At 48.2% G+C, this 16,949-nt stretch carries 18 protein-coding genes; 7 read left to right on the forward strand and 11 right to left on the reverse strand.

What is annotated here, in order from left to right; genetic code table 11:
- Window positions 1–12 precede the first annotated feature (12 nt).
- Both Q1A08_RS19255 and Q1A08_RS19260 read left to right on the forward strand, forming a co-directional pair.
- Window positions 13–492: a hypothetical protein gene (locus Q1A08_RS19255; protein WP_299775949.1), complete on the forward strand. Its 480-nt coding sequence runs from the start codon at window positions 13–15 to the stop codon at window positions 490–492.
- A gap of 30 nt (window positions 493–522) precedes the next feature.
- Window positions 523–876 carry a nuclear transport factor 2 family protein gene (locus Q1A08_RS19260; RefSeq protein WP_299775951.1) on the forward strand — a complete coding sequence of 118 codons (354 nt, stop codon included), beginning with the start codon at window positions 523–525 and terminating at the stop codon, window positions 874–876.
- Window positions 877–932: 56 nt separating this feature from the next.
- Here Q1A08_RS19260 and lepB read toward each other — a convergent pair whose 3' ends face one another.
- The 3 genes from lepB to Q1A08_RS19275 all read right to left on the reverse strand — a co-directional run bounded on the left by lepB (window position 933) and on the right by Q1A08_RS19275 (window position 3,812).
- Complete coding sequence (lepB, locus tag Q1A08_RS19265; RefSeq protein WP_299775953.1) at window positions 933–1,562, reverse strand: signal peptidase I; 630 nt, start codon at window positions 1,560–1,562, stop codon at window positions 933–935.
- A 109-nt stretch (window positions 1,563–1,671) separates the two neighbouring features.
- Complete coding sequence (locus Q1A08_RS19270; RefSeq protein WP_299775955.1) at window positions 1,672–2,874, reverse strand: acetate/propionate family kinase; 1,203 nt, start codon at window positions 2,872–2,874, stop codon at window positions 1,672–1,674.
- Between the two features lie 17 nt (window positions 2,875–2,891).
- Window positions 2,892–3,812, reverse strand: a complete 921-nt coding sequence (locus Q1A08_RS19275) for a bifunctional enoyl-CoA hydratase/phosphate acetyltransferase (RefSeq protein ID WP_299775957.1) — start codon at window positions 3,810–3,812, stop codon at window positions 2,892–2,894.
- Window positions 3,813–4,130: 318 nt separating this feature from the next.
- Between Q1A08_RS19275 and Q1A08_RS19280 the strand changes: the two genes are divergently transcribed.
- Complete coding sequence (locus tag Q1A08_RS19280) at window positions 4,131–5,489, forward strand: hypothetical protein (RefSeq protein ID WP_299775959.1); 1,359 nt, start codon at window positions 4,131–4,133, stop codon at window positions 5,487–5,489.
- A 333-nt stretch (window positions 5,490–5,822) separates the two neighbouring features.
- Here Q1A08_RS19280 and Q1A08_RS19285 read toward each other — a convergent pair whose 3' ends face one another.
- The 5 genes from Q1A08_RS19285 to gpmI form a co-directional block, all read right to left on the reverse strand.
- Window positions 5,823–6,056 carry a DUF6316 family protein gene (locus tag Q1A08_RS19285; protein ID WP_299775961.1) on the reverse strand — a complete coding sequence of 78 codons (234 nt, stop codon included), beginning with the start codon at window positions 6,054–6,056 and terminating at the stop codon, window positions 5,823–5,825.
- A gap of 132 nt (window positions 6,057–6,188) precedes the next feature.
- Window positions 6,189–6,959, reverse strand: a complete 771-nt coding sequence (locus tag Q1A08_RS19290) for a divergent polysaccharide deacetylase family protein (RefSeq protein WP_299775963.1) — start codon at window positions 6,957–6,959, stop codon at window positions 6,189–6,191.
- A 7-nt stretch (window positions 6,960–6,966) separates the two neighbouring features.
- Complete coding sequence (locus Q1A08_RS19295) at window positions 6,967–8,277, reverse strand: S41 family peptidase (protein ID WP_299775965.1); 1,311 nt, start codon at window positions 8,275–8,277, stop codon at window positions 6,967–6,969.
- Between the two features lie 126 nt (window positions 8,278–8,403).
- Window positions 8,404–9,561: a peptidoglycan DD-metalloendopeptidase family protein gene (locus Q1A08_RS19300; RefSeq protein ID WP_299775967.1), complete on the reverse strand. Its 1,158-nt coding sequence runs from the start codon at window positions 9,559–9,561 to the stop codon at window positions 8,404–8,406.
- Window positions 9,562–9,577: 16 nt separating this feature from the next.
- Window positions 9,578–11,131: a 2,3-bisphosphoglycerate-independent phosphoglycerate mutase gene (gpmI, locus tag Q1A08_RS19305; protein WP_299775969.1), complete on the reverse strand. Its 1,554-nt coding sequence runs from the start codon at window positions 11,129–11,131 to the stop codon at window positions 9,578–9,580.
- Window positions 11,132–11,300: 169 nt separating this feature from the next.
- Here gpmI and Q1A08_RS19310 point away from each other — a divergent pair, with 169 nt between their 5' ends.
- The 4 genes from Q1A08_RS19310 (at window position 11,301) to Q1A08_RS19325 (ending at window position 13,531) form a co-directional block, all read left to right on the forward strand.
- Window positions 11,301–11,711 carry a rhodanese-like domain-containing protein gene (locus Q1A08_RS19310; RefSeq protein WP_299775971.1) on the forward strand — a complete coding sequence of 137 codons (411 nt, stop codon included), beginning with the start codon at window positions 11,301–11,303 and terminating at the stop codon, window positions 11,709–11,711.
- An 8-nt stretch (window positions 11,712–11,719) separates the two neighbouring features.
- Window positions 11,720–11,971: a glutaredoxin 3 gene (gene grxC, locus Q1A08_RS19315; RefSeq protein ID WP_299775973.1), complete on the forward strand. Its 252-nt coding sequence runs from the start codon at window positions 11,720–11,722 to the stop codon at window positions 11,969–11,971.
- Between the two features lie 201 nt (window positions 11,972–12,172).
- Window positions 12,173–12,679, forward strand: a complete 507-nt coding sequence (secB, locus tag Q1A08_RS19320; protein ID WP_299775975.1) for a protein-export chaperone SecB — start codon at window positions 12,173–12,175, stop codon at window positions 12,677–12,679.
- A gap of 228 nt (window positions 12,680–12,907) precedes the next feature.
- A complete protein-coding gene (locus Q1A08_RS19325) occupies window positions 12,908–13,531 on the forward strand; it encodes an N-acetyltransferase (protein ID WP_299775977.1) in 624 nt (207 codons plus the stop codon).
- Between the two features lie 70 nt (window positions 13,532–13,601).
- On the opposite strand, the gene glnG is transcribed toward Q1A08_RS19325, so the two are convergent.
- From glnG to Q1A08_RS19340, 3 genes are all read right to left on the reverse strand, one after another.
- Window positions 13,602–15,008, reverse strand: a complete 1,407-nt coding sequence (gene glnG, locus Q1A08_RS19330; RefSeq protein ID WP_299776007.1) for a nitrogen regulation protein NR(I) — start codon at window positions 15,006–15,008, stop codon at window positions 13,602–13,604.
- Window positions 15,009–15,010: 2 nt separating this feature from the next.
- On the reverse strand, window positions 15,011–16,069 hold the full coding sequence (gene glnL, locus Q1A08_RS19335; protein ID WP_299775979.1) for a nitrogen regulation protein NR(II): 1,059 nt from the start codon (window positions 16,067–16,069) through the stop codon (window positions 15,011–15,013).
- Between the two features lie 305 nt (window positions 16,070–16,374).
- Window positions 16,375–16,935 carry a DUF4124 domain-containing protein gene (locus Q1A08_RS19340; protein WP_299775981.1) on the reverse strand — a complete coding sequence of 187 codons (561 nt, stop codon included), beginning with the start codon at window positions 16,933–16,935 and terminating at the stop codon, window positions 16,375–16,377.
- Between the last annotated feature and the right edge of the window lie 14 nt (window positions 16,936–16,949).

Genomic DNA, 16,949 nt, shown 5'->3' on the forward strand with positions numbered 1-16,949 from the left:
AGCAGTTATAAGATGTATCAAGGTATTTTGATCGTTTCACAGCTACTATTAGCTGTTATTTATTTTAGTGCCGGTTTGAGCAAGTTATTACCTTGGTTTCCCAATATTATTGGGCCGGTATGGTTGATTGATGAACTGGCCAAATACAATTTGGCATTGTTCGGATATTTTATCGCTATCGCACAGGCTGTGGTGGGTGGCTTATTGTTCTTGCCGCGCTTTAGATTGGCAGCCAGCTTAATGCTGCTGCCAATGCATTTGTGTATTACGGTTATCCCTATTTCACTTGGGTGGCAGGGTACACCAATCGTTAATGGCTTGTTGTTGATAATGTTGCTTGCATTGCTATTTGACGATAGGCATCAACTAAAGGCACTGTTACTTAGTCAGGCTGAGTCGCAATACGATAATAATAAGCGTACCTATTGGTTAAGCTTAGTTTGCTTTTGTTCCTTGGCTGCGTTTTTAAAATACGGCACTGCTTTCTTATAAGCGTGCTGCTTAACTTCATTGGTGTATGTAATGGCTAAAACCTTAAACCCTGTTGTTCAAAAATGGCTGCAATGCTGGGAGCAGGGCGATATTGATAATTTGCCGATCACGGATGATTTTAGCCATAGTAGTCCCTTTGGGCTTATTAAACCCAAATCCCGTTATCTAGAGATTGTAAATAAGAACAAAGCCGACTTTTTGGGTAACAGCCTTAAGGTGATTAATCATATCGAAGAAGGCGATAAGGCCTGCATTCAGTTTGAACAGAAGAATAAAAACACCGGATTAGAAATGACGGTGTGTGAATGGTATGAATTAGAAGGCGATAAGATTAAGGCGATTCAATCTTTTTATAATATTGGTGATGCCAAGATTGAAGGCTAAGCCCTTTGGGCGTTAGCCTTGCGTTTGAGTATCCGTTAGCGTTTTGTTCTCACGCTCTAATCTAAATCTTTTGCGAAGCGATCGCTACGGGGTAGAAAGTAGTTTTCATAATCGAAAGATATGGCAACTTTGCCAGCGCGGCCTCGTAGTTCCTGTTGTGGGATAAAACCATAAACTCTGGAATCGGCACTGTGGCTGCGGTTATCGCCCAACACTAGATACTGATCTGCGGGTACGGTAACGGTTTCAAAGTTGGCTAATGGGCCGTTGGCTTGGTCAATTCTTACTTTATGTGGGCGGTCGGCTAGCTCTTCGATAAATAATCTATCGCCAAGTTCTTTATAGGCAAGGGCTTCGCCATTAATAATCAAGCGGTGATTATGCATAGCCACTTTATCGCCCGGTAGGCCCACTACCCGTTTTACTAAACGCTTATCGGCCGCGACAGAATCAAAAACAACGATATCACCACGCTCTGGGCTATGTGCTTCTGTGATGAGCTGGCCGGTAAAGGGCACTCGCAAGCCGTAGGCCATTTTATTAATGGTAATACGATCGCCTTCGGTGATGGTAGGTAGCATAGATCCTGTTGGTACATCGTTCCAGTCGGCGATGGCGCTGCGGAACATCATCATGCCGGCGATAAACAGGAATAAGCCTCGGTTGTCCTTCCAGAGTTTTTGCATAATTACTCGCTCACTTTAAGAGGTTTAGGCTTAGAGTGAGCAAGTGTGGCTTAGTTCGATTTTGCTTGATAGAAATCGACTCTAGCCCGCAGACAATAAGAGTGCTGGCTTAGGTGGTAAGCTTGGCGGTTTCTTGGGCGATTATCTTTTCTTCATTGGTGGGGATAACTAAGCACTGTATGGCCGAGTCGGGCTTATTGATACGTGCCATGCCTTGAGCATTGCGCTGTTCATCAAGCTGCAAGCCAAGCCAGCTACAGCGCTCGCCAATACGCTGGCGTATTTCGGCTGAGTTTTCGCCAATGCCACCGGTAAATACGATGCTGTCTAGGCCTTGCAGGGTGCCAGCTAGGCGGGCGATCTCCAATGCTGCGCGGTAGCAGAATATATCGACGGCCAGTTTGGCTTCTTCGGCATCAGATTCCAACAGAACTTTCATTTCAGAGCTAATACCCGAAACACCTAGGCAGCCGCTTTGGCGATAGAGTAAATCTTCTAGCTCATCGAGGCTGAGGTTTTTTTCGCGCTGTAAATACAGCAAAACACCAGGGTCGATACTGCCAGTGCGGCTGCCCATGACGAGGCCTTCTAGGGCGCTAAAGCCCATGCTGGAAGCTACTGATTTGCCCGTTTGCATGGCACACATGCTAGCGCCAGAGCCTAGGTGACAGACAACGGTTTTATTGGCGCTGAGGTTTTCCTGCGCCAGTTGTTCGGCAATATATTGATAACTTAAGCCATGAAAGCCATAACGTTGCACGCCCGCTTCGCGGTATTGTTTGGGTATGGCATAGCTGCGCTCTAGTTCCGATTGCCCGACATGGAACATGGTATCAAAGCAGGCAACTTGCTTTACGCCTAGGCAGAGGCTTTGACATAACTCGATAAGTTTAATGTTAAAGGGCTGATGCAAAGGCGCCAAAGGAATAAAATTACTTAATTGATTTAGGGCTTGCTCGTCAATAATACAGGCCGCAGAAAAGAGTTCGCCGCCATGCACAACGCGATGACCAATAGCGGCGATATTTATTTCGCTTGCCTGCTGCGCTAAAAAGTCCAAGGCAAACTGTAGGCAGTATTTATGGGCCACCAAAGATTGTTCATCGCTTGCCTCTTCGGCCTTGGGAATATTTAGCGAGATCTTTTGCTTTTCAATCTTGCTTTGATAGCTCGCGCCGGGTTTTATTTTAACGCGTGCATCACCGTAAATATCCGAAGTATCTAGGCGCAGCAATAGCTCGCGGTTATTTTTATTGAATAGCCCAAGCTTTAAGCTGGAAGAGCCCGCATTAACCGTTAAAATCGCATCCATACCAATATTCCTACGCCCTAGTTTTTGTGGAGTACCAGTTGTGACGCCAGGGCGCAGCTGGCCAATCTGGCAAAGGTGCCATCGGCGCGGCTATTTAGGACGATAGGCACTTTAGCACCTAGGGCGATACCGGCTGATTTGGCATTGGCTAAATACATTAATTGTTTGGCAATCATATTGGCCGATTCTAAATCAGGTGCCAATAAAATATCGGCATCGCCCGAGACTGGCGAATCAATATGTTTATCTTCGGCGGCTTGTTTTGAGATGGCATTATCAAAGGCTAGTGGGCCATCTAAAATGCCCCCTTTAATTTGTCCTCGATCGGCCATTTTACAAAGTGCAGCAGCATCAATAGTCGCAGGCATATAGGATTTCACTTTTTCTACTGCGGCCAGTATGGCGACTTTAGGTTCGCTAACACCCAAGGCATGACAGAGATCGATACAGTTCTGCACGATGTCTTTTTTCTGGGGCAGCTTTGGGTCAATATTGATTGCGGCATCGGTAATCATTAATGGTTTGTGGTAGCTCGGTACATCTAAAACAAACACATGGGATAGACGGCGCTCGGTTCTGATGCCGTGCTGTTTATCGATAACAGCTTCTAGTAATTCGGCGGTTGAAAGATCGGCCTTCATTAATATTTCCGCTTGCTGCTCTTTTACCATGGCTACTGCTTTGTCGGCTGCGGCATGGCTGTGCGGGGTGTCGATAATGGCATAGGGGCTGATGTCTAGGCCTTCTTCTTCGGCGCAGGCGCGAATGCGAGCTTCTGGCCCTATCAATAACGGCTCGATAATACCTTTCTCGGCAGCTTCAACGGCGCCGCAAAGACCATTTTGCGCTACAGGGTGGACTACTGCTGTGCGTATGGGGCGTGCGGCAATGGCGCGCTCTATAAATTGTTCTAATTGGCCGTGTGCAGCATTCATCATAATTATGGGTTCCTATAAGCGCCTTAGATGGCTAGAAAGATAGCTCAAATTTTGCCTTAGAGTATATCGGCTTTAAGTTAACAGAATATGATTTATATCGGTTTTTAATTCCACCAGCTTATGGAAATTAATGTTGGCAGTCGCCTGAATAAACCCAGTATACTGCTGTGACTTTATGCTGTGCGATAACAACAATAAGCTTGGGCAAATGCGTTGGCCTAATTGACCAATAAGGCTTAGTAATAAAGCTGAGTAATAAAGTTGCACTGTAAAGTGGCAGGCAAGATAACAATAACGATCAGAAAAACGGACACAACTATGAGTAATAAAGGCGAGCAAGCTGAAAAGTCAGCAGGTTTTCAGTGGCTGGGTTTTACTGCACGCATTCCATTTGTTCACACTCGGGTTTGTTGGCCTGAGCTATTTCAAGGTATTTTGATTTCGGCGGCCACGGCTTTGGCTTTGGTGCCTTTGTTAACGGGCTATTTTGGTTTGAGCTTTGAAGAGGCGATTGCGATGTCGTTTATTCACAGCTTTTTGATCAGTGCTTCGTGGATGATCTTTGGTGAGCCTTATGCCTCTGGTTGGTTAACGCCAGCTTTGCCGTTTGTATTAACGCTGTTGTTGTCGGACAGTTTTAGCAGTGCCACTGAGCGGCTGCAGATGATGACGGCCATCTCTTTGGATTTTGCGATTTTGCTGGCCATTCTCGGGGTCACGGGGCTTGGGGCTAAGCTGATTAAGGTGATGCCTGAGGTTTTAAAGGGCGCTGTTATTTTGGGTGCTGCGGTGGCGGCCTTTTTGAAGGTTTTTGATCTGCAGGCCAGTGATAATATTTTTAATACTCATCCTTACAGTGCCACAGTGGCGATTGCTTTGTCTTTATTGCTCGCTTTTTCGGCGCCTATGCATCGTATGGCGGCTAAGTATCCGATGGTGGCTCGTTTGGTCGCTTTGGGTTTGCTTCCGGGCTTTATTCTGGGGGCTATCGTGGGTGCGGTAACGGGTGAGCTGAAGTTTGATATTCAGATGGGTTTCTTTGCGCTGCCTATGGTCGATATGTTCAATAAGGTGAGTCCTTTTGTTATCGGGTGGCCAAGTTTGGATATGTTTTTGCAGGGTATTCCTTTGGCGTTGATTGGTTACATTTTGTTTTTTGGCGATTTGGTAACTGGTAAGGAAGTCTTGGCGATGGTGGAGAAAAGTCGCGAGGATGAGAAGTTGGATTTTAATGATTCCCGTACGCATATTTCTGTGGCGATCCGTAATGTGATCAGTGCTTTGTTTGCGCCGTTTTTTCCAACTCAGGGTATTCTTTGGACGGGTATTCATGTTGTGATCGCTCAGCGTTGGCAGCAGGGTAGGAAGGCGATGAATTCTTTGTATGATGGGATTTCGTCTTATTACATGATGGGTTTGCCGTTTATTTTCTTTATTGCTCCGGTGGTTACGGGTATTAAGCCGATGATGCCGATTGCTTTGGCGGTGACTTTGGCGCTTACGGGTTTTGCTTGTGCTTATGTGGCGATGAGTAAGGCGAATAATAATGCTGAGCGCGGTTGTATGATGCTGTCGGCGGTGTGTTTGGCGGTGATGGATCCTTGGTTGGGGTTGATTCTGGCGGTTCTGTTGAGTGTGTTTTTGGTGGACTTTAAAGCTGAAGCGGATGAGACTTAAAAAATTAGCTGCTTGGTGGATTGCTAGCCATTACAAATTAAAGTGAATTCTGGGCCGGGTTTAGCCATTGCGGTAGTCGGTCTGGAACGCGCTTAAACCATCCGAGGGCGCTCGACTTCGCAGCGTCCATGCTGCTCTACGGTTCCTGACCGACTACCGCAATAGCTAAACCCTACAGTGCGATTGATTGAAGGATTCTATGTTTCGGTTGATACAGGAGCCGGGTAATCATAAGTAGGCTGGCTTATGGTAGATGGGGCAGAAGGTTTTCCAAATCACAGATACAAAAAAGCCCGGAAATCCGGGCTTTAAGAATTTGGTTTGCTCGCTTTTTTAGGCGGCTGATTGGTATTTTTTGAGTGTGTCGGCAAAAGTTGGTTTTTCGCAGACAAACTCTACAAAGGCGTCGACTCCGGCACTAGCTTGGTTTAAGTCATCAAACGGGCCAATATTAATTCGCTCGCGTGTACTGTAATACCAGTAGTCTCCCGCTTTAAAGCAACGTTCGCTTCTTGGCGGAACTCGTCCTGATTCGCCTCTCCTAGGTTGCGTATTAAGTGCTGTCATTGGTACTCCTCCCTGTTCGGCACTGTGTTGTCACGGCTATATTCTAGCCTATGATTCGATAAATGCGATTATCGTTTAGTCTAATCGGGAGAAATTCATACTAATCTCCTACATTGACTAAAAATAGATCAACTATGGCTGACTTGCCACTTGATTGGAGTATTTTTGTGCGCCAGTTCCACTTAATAGTGTGGAAATGTGCACAAATTCAATGCCTGCGATGCGCAGTGGTGGGGTTAGGCGCTCTAGGACTTCTAGGGTCTCAGGGTAAGGGTGGCCGATGACGATGGCGTAGCCGGTGCGCTTGGCGTGTTTGATGGCCTTTTCCAGTTGGGCCAGGATATCTTGGTGATCACGGCTGTTGTCTAGAAATACGTCGCGGCTGGCACTTGGGATGTTGTTTTGCTCGGCCAGTTGTTTGGCCTGGCTTAGTGGGCTGGTGCGGCTGTCAATGAAGAAGTAGGGGGTTTCGCGTAGTTCGTCCATTAGCCATTGCATGGCTTGGGCTTTTTCGGTGAGAGCTGAGCCCATGTGGTTATTAACTCCACGGATGTGGGGTACTGCGGCTAGGCCTAGGCGTACGGCGCTTTTAAATTCTTCTTCGGCCATGCCGGTGGTGAGGCCGCCTTGTTCCAATGGGGCGTTTTCGTTATGGCTGGCCATGGGGAGGTGCAGCATGATTTCTTTGCCAGCTTGATGTCCGGCGTCGGCCAGTTCTCTTGCATTTGGGCTGTGGGGAATTACCGCTAAGGTGATTGGCACGGGCAGTTTGGCGGTACGGTAGCCGTTATCGAGGTGGTAGCCAATATCGTCGATGATAATCGCTAGGCGTGGTTTTTCAGCATGGCTTGGCAGGCAAGCTGTGCTTAGTAAAGCCAGCAATAGGATAAAGCGGTTTTTCATAAAGCGATTATTTCTTGCTCAGCAGGCTTAGGCCTTTCAAGATATTTAGCGCTTCATAAAGCTGGTTATCACGCTCTAGCAGTTTGCGGCCGTTTTCTTGGCTGCGTTTGCGTTCTTCGGCATCGCTTTCTTCACCGCCATTACCATTGCCCAGGTGGCCAGATAGGTCGGCCTCGGTGACGCGTGCTCTTGGTTTGATGGCTGTGAGTCGGGCGCGTTCCACTTCGATATCTGGCTCGATACCTTGTGCCTGGATGGAGCGGCCGTTCGGGGTGAAGTACAAAGAGGTGGTTAGCTTGATGGCTTTTTCTTTGCTGATTGGGATTACGCTCTGGACTGAGCCTTTACCAAAACTGCGAGTGCCAATCACGATGGCGCGGCGGTGATCTTGTAGGGCGCCGGCCACAATTTCTGAGGCTGAGGCAGAGCCGCCATTGATTAGTACGATAACCGGCAGGCCGTTGGTAACATCGCCAGCTTCGGCGTCGTATTCTGCATTGGCACCTTTAATGCGGCCTTCTGTGTAGACGACGCGGCCGCCATCCAGCAGTGCATCGGCCACTTCAACTGAAGAGCGCAGTACGCCGCCTGGGTTGTTGCGCAAGTCGATGATGATCCCTTTAAGGTCGTTTTCAGATTCTGTTTGTAGTTTATCAATGGCTTTAACAAAATCTTTGCCGGTTGGAATCTGGAATTGGGCGATACGAATCAGGCCGTAGTTTTCATCCAGTAAGCGCGAGCGAACGCTGGTGACTTTGATGTAGTCGCGGATGATTTCAATATCTTTGGGCTTTTCTAGGCCTTGGCGCATTACCTTCAAGGTGATTTTGCTGCCTTTTTCGCCACGCATGAGTTCGATGGCTTCGGATAGGCTTTTGCCTTTGATGCTTTCGCCATCAATTTGCACGATCAGGTCGCCAGCTTCGATTCCGGCTTCAGATGCTGGGGTGTCGTCCATTGGGCTGATCACCTTCACGAAGCCATCTTCCATACCCACTTCGATACCAAGACCACCGTATTGCCCGGTGGTGTTTTCTTTGAGGTTGTCAAAGCGGCTGGCATCAAGGAAGTTTGAGTGCGGATCTAGCTCGCTGAGCATGCCTTTGATGGCGTATTCGAATAGGGTGGCGTCATCGACTTCTTCGATGTAGCCCGCTCGAATATCTTCAAAAACACGGGTAAAGGTGCGCAGGTCGTCCAGTGGCAAGCGGCCCCGTTCGGCTTCGCTTTCGCCCGGCTCAGTTTGGCCGTGACTCACTCCAGTCGCTAGGCCTAGACACAAGGCAAGGCTGATCTGCTTTATTCGGCTAGGCCTCATAGTTGGCATCCGTTATCCGTTGATTCTTATAGCTAATTCTTAAGTCGCAACCATATCACAATTACTGGGCGCTGGCGTATCTAATAGGATGGAAGCCGCCGGTCGTCATTGGCTGGGCAGGGCTGCTTAGGCGCGGCACCAGCGGGCAGGGTTGGTGGGGTTGCCCTTGTAGCGTATTTCAAAATACACCCCAGATTCTTCAAGGCCGCCGGTATTGCCTACCTTGGCGATGACATCGTTACTATCAACCCAATCGCCGGTATCTTTTAGCAGGGTTTGATTGTGGGCATAGAGGCTCATATAGCCTTCACCGTGATCCACGATTATCAACATGCCGTGGCCCTTGAGATAATCGGAAAACACTACACGGCCATGGTGAATAGCACGCACTGGACGACCATCATTGGCGCGGATAAAAACGCCTTGCCACTTTAACTTGCCATCGGCGCGGGGGCTGCCATAGCGATGGCGAATGCGGCCGCTGCTGGGCCACTTTAATTTACCTTTGCGCTTTTTAAAGGCTACGCCATTACTGGGCAGTTTGATGTTGGCCAATGTTTGGCTAACTTCGTCCAATAATTTTTGCAGGCGTTTTTGGTCGGCAGCTTTGCTGACCAGCTGAGCATCTTTTGAAGCCAGGGTTTTATTTAAGGCCGCTAGCGTGCGGCGGCGTTCGGCCTGCTTTGAAGTCAGCGCTTGATGTTGCGTTTGTAAGCGGCTTTGCTGTTCGCTAATGGCCTCTGCTTGCGCCAAAATCTTTGGCTCAATTTCATCCAGTCTGGCGATGGTCTGACGAAACTCATCCAGTTTGGCTTGGCGCGCTTCGACAATATATTGGTAATAGCGCAGCTGTCGGCTAAATTTATCCGGCTCTTGCTGGTTTAGCAGTAGGCGAAGATTGCCTTGCTGACCTAAGCGGTAAGCGCCGTTTATTTCTTCGCCAATATGTTTTTGCTGGCTACGTTTTTGCTGCTGAAGTTGCGCCCGCTCGTTATTGAGCCGGCTTAACTGCTTTTTTTGGCTGGCAAGTTCCCCTTTTAAGCGGTCAATTTTCTTCAGCAGTTTGGCGATGTCTTCTTCCGAACCCTGCAGTTGGTTTTGCAGGGTGTTACGGCTTGATTTTACCGAATTAATTTCACGTTTAAGCTCGGCGATGGTCTCGCGTAATTGCTTGAGTTTGTTTTCGTATTCCGTAGCTGATTCCTGTGCCATGGGCGCGCTTGCCCAAAGCAAGCAGGCGCATAGGCTGGAATAGCGGGCTAAACGAGCAAAAAAACTTTGCATACTTTTCTCCGCGTTATCAGTGTGCCGCTAGGATCGCTAAATTCTTGCCATCCATTTCTGCAGGCTGTTCGATACCCATTAAGGTCAGCATGGTAGGTGCCACATCGGCTAAGCTACCACCTTCTTCTAGGCGAATATCGCGTGGACCATAATATACAAAAGGTACCGGTAGCGTTGTGTGCTGGGTATGCTTTTGGCCACTGATTTCATCGAACATGGTTTCCACATTACCGTGATCGGCTGTTACCAAAACTTCGCCGCCGGCTTTATCGATGCTGGTAAAGATTTCGGCTAAGCAGCCATCGACAACCTCAACAGCTTTAATAGCCGCATTGTAGTCGCCAGTGTGACCAACTTGGTCGCAGTTGGCGTAGTTACAAATGATCACATCGTATTTGCCAGATTCAATGGCTGCGGTAAGTTTTTCAGTAACCTCTGGCGCGCTCATCTCCGGCTTTTGATCGTAGGTTTCTACATCAGGTGATGGAATTAACTCGCGGCATTCACCGTCGAAAAGTTCTTCCTGGCCGCCACTAAAGAAGAAGGTGACATGAGCGTACTTTTCGGTTTCCGCAATACGCAATTGTTGCTTGCCTTGCTTAGCCATAATCTCGCCAAAAGAGTTAACCAAATTTTGCGGAGGGAAGGCGCAGCTTGCTGGAATGTCGGCGGCATACTCTGTGGTCATAACAAAGTCGGCCAAAGCTGGGCGTTGCTCGCGCTCAAAACCATCAAAGCTATCGTCTACAAAAGCGCGGCTAATTTGGCGGGCGCGATCGGGGCGGAAGTTCATAAACAATAAGCAATCGCCATCGTTAATGGTGGCGGCTTCTTCGCCTTCAGCGGTAATCACGCTGGCTTTAACAAACTCGTCGTCTTCACCACGGGCATAGGCGGCTTCCAATGCACTAACTGGATCGGCGTAGCGATAGTTGGCTTTACCTATGGTCATTAGATCGTAGGCTTGTTGCACTCGATCCCAGCGATTGTCACGGTCCATGCCGAAGAAGCGTCCGCTGACGGTGGCAATACGGCCTAGGCCTTTTTCGCGCAGTAAACTATCGGTTTGCTGCAGTGATGGCTGGGCGCTGCGAGGTGGTACATCGCGACCATCAAGAAAGGCGTGTAGATAAACTTTTTTGGCGCCACGTTGTGCGGCCATTTCGATGGCGGCATTTAAGTGGGCTTCATGGCTGTGTACGCCACCGGGCGACAATAGCCCCATAATGTGGACGGCGCCTTCATTGGTAACGGCTTTATCCACCGCTTGGGTGTAAACCGGGTTGGTGAAAAAATCACCATCGGCAATCGCTTTGTTGATACGAGTGTAATTCTGATAAACCACTCGTCCGGCGCCTAAGGTCATATGGCCCACTTCCGAGTTGCCCATTTGACCTTCAGGTAAGCCTACGGCCATGCCCGAGGTAGCAATCAAGGTATTGGCCCTGTCTTTCACCAAGGCATCCCAGGTGGGGCTATTGGCATTGTGAATCGCGTTATGCTCTTGGCTATCGGAGTAGCCAAAACCATCCAAAATGAGCAGAACCAGAGGGCCTTTTGCCGCCGTCATTGTAACTACCTTATAAGCTATGGTTGAAAAACGGCGAATTTTACCCTTTTGTGCCCCTTAACACCATGAAATCTAGGCTAGAGCGTGTATACTGCGGCGTTTTGATTTTGATGAGCTTGGCGGCCAGAGTTTGATTTGGTCTCTTTGCGCTAATGAGGGCTGTTAAGGCGTGGACGTACTGGTATTTATTACTGAGCAGTGGATGTTGGTCAGTATTTTGTTTGGTCTGATTTTTCTCTATGTCTTCACCGAGAAGCAAAAGGGCGGTAAGAGCATCAGCAGTCATGAGCTGACACGCATGGTGAACGATGGCTCGGCAGTGGTTTTGGATGTTCGTGAGGCCAAAGACTATAAAGCTGGCCATATTGTGGATGCCGTAAATATTCCTTTCAACGCGATGGAAAAACGCATCGTTGAGATGGATAAGTATGAGGGAAAGACCATCGTTATCGTTGATAAGATGGGTCAACATGCTGGTGCCGTAGGCAAGCAGCTTGCCCAGCGTGGTTTCAGCATTAGCCGTTTAAGTGGCGGCATGATGGATTGGCAGGGTCAAAACCTACCTGTGGTTAAAAAGTAGGAGGACTTATGTCTGAAGTAACCATCTATTCCAGTGATTTTTGCCCCTTTTGCCATCGAGCCAAGGCTTTGCTGACAGGCAAGGGCGTTGATTTCAAAGAGATTAAAGTTGATGGGCAGCCTGAAGTGCGTGCCGAAATGATCAACAAGGCACAGCAGCGTACGGTGCCGCAAATTTGGATCGGTGAGCGCCATGTTGGTGGCTGCGACGATCTATACGCCCTGGAGCGTGCCGGCAAGCTGGATGGTTTGTTGGGTTAAGGGTATTGGCGGTGGCCTTGAAATCAAGAAAACCACCCCAATCTGTTGGGTATTGGCCCGGCAACTTTAACTTCGCTTAACGCTGAAGCTGGTTGAAGAGCGATAAAAACGGCGATAAATTCGCAGCGATTTATCGTTTAGTAATATGGATAGTAGACAATAACAGGTGTTAAACACCTTAAATTTAAAGTAGGCAAGATTATGGCTGAAGAGCATAACCAAGAAGCTGCAGCGGCAGCAGAAGAACAAACCGGTCAACAATTCGCGGTTCAGCGTTTATACGTTAAAGACATCTCCTTCGAAGCTCCTATGGGCGCCGAAGCGTTTACCAAGCAGTGGCAGCCAGCTGTAAACCAAGAGTTGGGCAACAAGGTAAACAAGCTAGACGACAACAACTACGAAGTGACCTTGACCATCACTGTAACCGTTAAGTTGGGCGAAGAAACTGCATTCTTGGCCGAAGTTCACCAGGCGGGTATCTTTGCTATCTCTGGTTTGGACGAGCAGCAGCTAACTCACGTATTGAACACCATGTGCCCGAACATCTTGTTCCCATACGCTCGTGAAGCTATCGACAATATCGTAGGTAAGGGCAGCTTCCCTGCTTTGATGTTGCCACCTGTAAACTTCGACGCATTGTTTGCTCAGGCTGTACAGCAGCAACAGCAACAAGCTGGCGAAGCTCCGGCCGAAGATACTGCTCACTAAGAGTTGCTTATCTTCCGATAAAAAACGCCGCTTATGCGGCGTTTTTTATATCTGGCTTTTTTCGGTTCCCTTCTTGGAAGGCTGGTTTGCTGTTTATTTGAACAGCGTTTCCCATGATAGCCTTCCCTCCAATTTAAGCCCATAAAACTCTTTGGTGGCTTTTAAAATTTGGTCTATGCTGTAATCTTCGCTTTTCTGCTAATTCTAATAAGGCATGCATAAGATCCCATGGAAGATATTCAAATAGAAGGTGCTGCTCCTGAGGATGCCGCTGCCATGGCCGATCTTATCTACAGCTCTGGCCCAAAGGCATTTGATTATGTTTTCGGTGCAAAGGCCTTAGGTGGTAAGCGAATGACGGCGAAAGATTATCTTCTACATGCAGCGCAGCGTCGTAATGGTCAGTATTCCCATCGCAACCATGTCCTTGTACGCCGCAACGGTACGGTGTTGGGCTCCATGTTTAATTACGATAACCGCGGCCTAAGTGCTATGTATCTGCCAACCATTATGTCGGTGATTGGATTTTTCCGCTGGCGTATTTGGGGAGTGGCTAAGCGCTCTAATGTGATTGATCAGGTTATTAAACCGCCCGCTGATGATCTTTTAGTGGTGGCCCATCTCGCTGTCGCACCAGAAGCCCAAGGATTAGGAATTGGCTCTAAGTTGATCGATTATGCAGCTGGTATTGCTAAAGAGCATGGCTATGCCGGTTTGGCTTTAGATGTCTCGATGGAAAACCCAGCCGCACAGAGACTCTATGAACGTTTAGGGTTTGAAGTTTGTGCCGAGCGTTTATCGCCTATTGATGAAGTTCCCGGGCATCGCTATATGGAGTGGCGCTTTAGCTAGTAAATTAGCAAGGGCTGCTTTTTCCACTTTTCTTTTTAGCTTACATTGTCAGCACCTTGCACATTACAATTTATTCGTGCTCCATTTGTAAATCTTTAAGTTTTCTCGTCAGCGTATTTCTTCCCCAGCCTAATAACACTGCGGCGTCACGTTTTCGGCCGGCGGTATGTTTTAGGGCTGTTTCAATCATCGCTTTTTCAAAGCGTGGCATGGCACTATTGAGAATTTCTTTTTGCCCTTGCTTAAGGGCATTTTCGGCCCACTGGCGTAAGCATTTTTCCCAATCACCATTGGCCATGCTAGGGCCGTCTTGTTGCTTTTCTAATAGCTCTGGCGGTAAATCTTCGATATGAATTTCGCGGCTTGAGGCCATTACGGTTAACCAGCGGCAAGTGTTTTCTAACTGTCGAACATTGCCCGGCCAATCTAAAGAGCACATAAAGGCTTGTGTTTGGGGTAATAAAACCTTGGGTTCTACATTCAGTTCTTTTGAGGCACGTCGAATAAAATGCTCTGCCAATTTGGGTATATCTTCTTGTCGTTCGGACAATGTTGGGATATGAATTCGAATAACATTTAGGCGATGAAATAAATCTTCGCGGAATCGATTGTCGGCGACTAGCTGTTCCAAATCTTGGTGAGTCGCTGCGATAATTCTGACATCAACTTTCACTGGTACATGGCCGCCAACTCGATAAAATTCTCCGTCGGCTAAGACCCTCAATAATCGTGTTTGAGTATCGGCGGGCATATCGCCAATTTCATCTAGAAATAAAGTTCCGCCATCAGCTTGTTCAAAGCGGCCTTGACGTAAGCTACTGGCGCCGGTAAACGCGCCTTTTTCATGGCCAAATAACTCCGACTCCATTAAGTCCTTGGGAATAGCTGCCATATTGAGGGCAATAAAAGGATTCTGCTTGCGGGGGCTGTGGCGGTGCAAGGCCTGCGCAACCAGCTCCTTACCCGTACCGCTTTGGCCATTAATTAGTACGGTAATATTCGACTGTGATAGGCGGCCGATTGCACGAAACACTTCTTGCATAGCAGGTGCTTCGCCAATAATTTCGGCATCACTGTCTTCGGTATTTGGGTTTTGCTGAAACTGTTCGGCAGCTTGAATTAAAGCGCGCTGTGTCATCGCAACCGCTTCATCAATATCGAAAGGTTTTGGCAGGTACTCAAAGGCACCACTTTGATAAGCGGATACCGCACTTTCCAGATCTGAGTGTGCTGTCATAATAATAACTGGCAGATTTGGAAAGCGTTCTTGCAACTGTCCTAGGAGCGATAGGCCGTCGGTGCCAGGCATGCGAATGTCACTGATGATCACCGTAGGCTGTTTGCGTTCCAGCTGTGCCAAGGCATCATCACCACTGGCGAAGCTTTCGGTATTGATGTCCGCTTGCTGCAAGGCTTTTTCAAGTACCCAGCGTATGCTGCGGTCATCGTCGATAATCCAAACCGTTTGTTCTTGCATATTCATTGCTCGTTGGCCTTGCCGAGGGGTAAATAAATAGAAAATTGTGTGTTGCCGACCTGGCTATCACATTCAATTAAACCGCCGTGCTGGCTGATAAGTTGCTGTGAAATTGCCAGTCCCAATCCAGTGCCGTTTGCGCGCCCGGTGATCATGGGGTAAAAAATATGACTTAATATATCCGTTGGGATACCAGGGCCGTTATCGATAATGTCCACCCTCACCACCAGGCGATGGAAACGTTGGCCGATGGTGAATTGTCGTTGGATACGGCTGCGCAAAATAATTTTTGCGTTTTCAGTTTTGCTTTCGAGTAGTGCTTGTACCGCATTACGGGCTACGTTTAATAAAGCTTGAATCAATTGCTCCGAATCAATCGGTAAGTCAGGGATACTTGGGTCGTAATCTTTTTCCAGCACAATACGCTGGCCTACCTCGGCATGAATGACGGCAATAATTCTTTCCAAGACTTCGTGGATGTTACTGGGGCGTAATTGCAGAGGCTGGTTGGGGCCTAGCATGCGGTCGACCAAATTTCTAAGTCGGTCGGCCTCATCGATAATAACCTGGGTGTAGTCTTTTAATGATTCGCTATCCAGTTCTTTGGCCAGCAGCTGCGCGGCTCCGCGAATGCCACCAAGAGGGTTTTTGATCTCATGGGCCATATTGCGGGCGAGGTTACGGCTGGTTTCTTGGGCGCTAAGCAAAGCCTCTTCTCTAGAGATGCGCAGCAATCTATCCAAAGGCTGAATCTCAATGGCTAAGCCTTCTTCATCTGCCAAGGGGGTGACGCTGTAATCAATGGTGAGTTGGCTGCCATTGGGTAGCAGCCAGCAGGCACGACGTTTGGTGTACTGAAGATGTTCCTGCAGAGCTTGCTGCAATGTTTCGATGGCTTCATCACTTTCTTGGAAGAACTCCAAGAAAGACTGGTTGGCCACCTGTGCTCGACTGACCGCCAGCAGGTTTTCGGCGGCCGGGTTCATATGCATAAGCTGCAGGCTGGGGTCTACAATGACCACGGCTGTACTTAAGCTATCGAGCAGTTGTTGGTAATTCATAAGCTCCGTCGCGTTTTAATGTCTGAATCTTGAGCTCTTGGCTCTATGGACTGTAACGCCAGTTCTGAGGGCAGTGTGCGCATCGCTGTGGCGCATGCTTATCCAATTGAATAGTAAGAGCAAAAAGCAAACCAAGAATGTATGACCTAAAGGAAATATTTTTAACTTATTGATTAATAAGAAGAAAAATACAAGCCTCCTATCTTTGGCAAGTCTAGATGCAGGAATAATAGCGAACTTTTCGAGGGGGTGCACCAATATGGTGCGTAAGTGTATTGGCTATGATCGAATAAGGGGCTGTTGCTTTAGTTGGCTCGGGGTCTGTGCACCCAAATGGTGGCCTTGGCAGGCTTGGTGAGCTGTTTGCCGTTGGAGTCTACTAGGCGAGCTTCAATTTTATGCTCGCCACGGAAAACCTCCTTCACTGTTGCTTTGCCATCTTGGCTCGGCAGCAGCTGGCCATCCATATAGATTTTAATTTGAGCAGCCGCGATGGCCGCCTGTTTGGCGTCATCGATCTTGCTTTGTTCTGGGCTGTTACTGCGCACATTCACCTCAAAAGCCGCTTCAATATGAAGATCGCGCTGGTGGGCCATTAAGTGGCTGCCATCTTTGGGGCTACGTAGGTAAAGCTTGTAGTTGCTGTTAAAACGCGATTCCACCTGTTGGCGCTGCTGCGCCAGCTTTTCAAGATCTAAGCCCGGGGTGGTGTTTACAGGAGGCAGCTCGATTTTCTCGTTGTTCGCCTCATCAGCAGGCGTGTCGCTATAGGTGACATTGCCCTGCTCATCGATATTTTTATAAATCTGAGCGATTGCCGGGCTAATGGCTAAAGCTGCTAGCAAGAGCACAATATAGGATTTCATACTGTTTTTACCTG

The organism is uncultured Pseudoteredinibacter sp. (assembly GCF_947500695.1).
Lineage (GTDB): Bacteria > Pseudomonadota > Gammaproteobacteria > Pseudomonadales > Cellvibrionaceae > Pseudoteredinibacter.

Excerpts from the sequence above, each read along its gene's own strand:
- Q1A08_RS19255 (WP_299775949.1), top strand. The coding sequence starts at position 13 with ATGTATCAAGGTATTTTGATCGTTTCACAGCTACTATTAGCTGTTATT.
- Q1A08_RS19260 (WP_299775951.1), top strand. The coding sequence starts at position 523 with ATGGCTAAAACCTTAAACCCTGTTGTTCAAAAATGGCTGCAATGCTGG.
- lepB (WP_299775953.1), bottom strand. The coding sequence starts at position 1,562 with ATGCAAAAACTCTGGAAGGACAACCGAGGCTTATTCCTGTTTATCGCC.
- Q1A08_RS19270 (WP_299775955.1), bottom strand. The coding sequence starts at position 2,874 with ATGGATGCGATTTTAACGGTTAATGCGGGCTCTTCCAGCTTAAAGCTT.
- Q1A08_RS19275 (WP_299775957.1), bottom strand. The coding sequence starts at position 3,812 with ATGATGAATGCTGCACACGGCCAATTAGAACAATTTATAGAGCGCGCC.
- Q1A08_RS19280 (WP_299775959.1), top strand. The coding sequence starts at position 4,131 with ATGAGTAATAAAGGCGAGCAAGCTGAAAAGTCAGCAGGTTTTCAGTGG.
- Q1A08_RS19285 (WP_299775961.1), bottom strand. The coding sequence starts at position 6,056 with ATGACAGCACTTAATACGCAACCTAGGAGAGGCGAATCAGGACGAGTT.
- Q1A08_RS19290 (WP_299775963.1), bottom strand. The coding sequence starts at position 6,959 with ATGAAAAACCGCTTTATCCTATTGCTGGCTTTACTAAGCACAGCTTGC.
- Q1A08_RS19295 (WP_299775965.1), bottom strand. The coding sequence starts at position 8,277 with ATGAGGCCTAGCCGAATAAAGCAGATCAGCCTTGCCTTGTGTCTAGGC.
- Q1A08_RS19300 (WP_299775967.1), bottom strand. The coding sequence starts at position 9,561 with ATGCAAAGTTTTTTTGCTCGTTTAGCCCGCTATTCCAGCCTATGCGCC.
- gpmI (WP_299775969.1), bottom strand. The coding sequence starts at position 11,131 with ATGACGGCGGCAAAAGGCCCTCTGGTTCTGCTCATTTTGGATGGTTTT.
- grxC (WP_299775973.1), top strand. The coding sequence starts at position 11,720 with ATGTCTGAAGTAACCATCTATTCCAGTGATTTTTGCCCCTTTTGCCAT.
- secB (WP_299775975.1), top strand. The coding sequence starts at position 12,173 with ATGGCTGAAGAGCATAACCAAGAAGCTGCAGCGGCAGCAGAAGAACAA.
- Q1A08_RS19325 (WP_299775977.1), top strand. The coding sequence starts at position 12,908 with ATGGAAGATATTCAAATAGAAGGTGCTGCTCCTGAGGATGCCGCTGCC.
- glnG (WP_299776007.1), bottom strand. The coding sequence starts at position 15,008 with ATGCAAGAACAAACGGTTTGGATTATCGACGATGACCGCAGCATACGC.
- glnL (WP_299775979.1), bottom strand. The coding sequence starts at position 16,069 with ATGAATTACCAACAACTGCTCGATAGCTTAAGTACAGCCGTGGTCATT.
- Q1A08_RS19340 (WP_299775981.1), bottom strand. The coding sequence starts at position 16,935 with ATGAAATCCTATATTGTGCTCTTGCTAGCAGCTTTAGCCATTAGCCCG.